This is a genomic window from Streptomyces sparsus (assembly GCF_054776295.1).
This window is the reverse complement of sequence record NZ_BAAHCA010001460.1, coordinates 1-821: the sequence shown is the minus strand read 5'-3', so window position 1 is coordinate 821 and position 821 is coordinate 1. Positions and strand designations below refer to the sequence as shown.

Sequence of the window (821 nt, the reverse complement as noted above, 5' to 3'; positions counted from 1 at the left end):
CCTGGCCGTGACGGGTCGTCGCCGGGCGGCGGCGGTGGCGGCCGGGCTGTGGCTGGCGGGCACCGCGGAGTTCGCCGCGGCCCGCATCCTGCCGGGCCCCCGGACCGCCCGGGAGGTGCTGACCATGGCGGCGACCAGTGTGGTGATCCCGCCGCTCGCGGTGCAGCACCGGCTGCGCGGCGGACTGCGGTACCGGGACGCGCCGGCGTGGAGTGACCGATGATCCCGGTGCGTGCCGTCCTCTTCGACCGGGACGACACGCTGATCCAGGACCGTCCGGCCAATCGGGACCCGGAGCTGGTGCGGGCGATGCCGGGCGCTCGGGAGGCGCTGCGCCGGCTCCGGGCCCACGGGGTGCGCCTGGGGGTGATCACCAACCAGCCGGTGGTCGACGAGGGGCTGGTGCACTGGGAGGAGCTGCTCCTGGTGCACGACCGGGTCGAGGAGCTGCTCGGCCGGTTCGACATGTGGTGCGTCTGCCCGCACCGCCGGGACGCCGGCTGCGGCTGCCGCAAGCCGGCACCCGGCCTGGTGCACCGGTCCGCGCTCGGCCTGGGGGTGCAGCCGCGGCACTGCGTCGTCATCGGTGACATCGGCAGCGACATGGCCGCGGCGGAGGCGGCGGGCGCGCGCGGCGTGCTGGTGCCCACGCCCCGCACCCGTCCCGAGGAGATCGATCGGGCGCCGGTGGTGGCCGCCGACCTGCTGGACGCCACCGAGAAGGTGCTGGGAGGGCAGACGTGAGGGCGCTGGTCGCACGGCTCGACAGCTTCGGTGACGTGCTCCTGGCCGGGCCGGCGGTCCGGGCGGTGGCGGCCGCC

At 76.7% G+C, this 821-nt stretch carries 1 protein-coding gene and 1 pseudogene; both read left to right on the top strand.

Features of this window, described 5'->3' with window-relative positions:
• A pseudogene (locus ACYVE9_RS29040) lies at positions 1 to 223 on the top strand (transferase); the annotation flags it as partial.
• Positions 220 to 744, top strand: coding sequence for a D-glycero-alpha-D-manno-heptose-1,7-bisphosphate 7-phosphatase (locus tag ACYVE9_RS29035; RefSeq protein ID WP_461030859.1), 525 nt, complete (start codon positions 220 to 222; stop codon positions 742 to 744). The pseudogene ACYVE9_RS29040 and the gene ACYVE9_RS29035, both read left to right, overlap by 4 nt.
• Positions 745 to 821 lie beyond the last annotated feature (77 nt).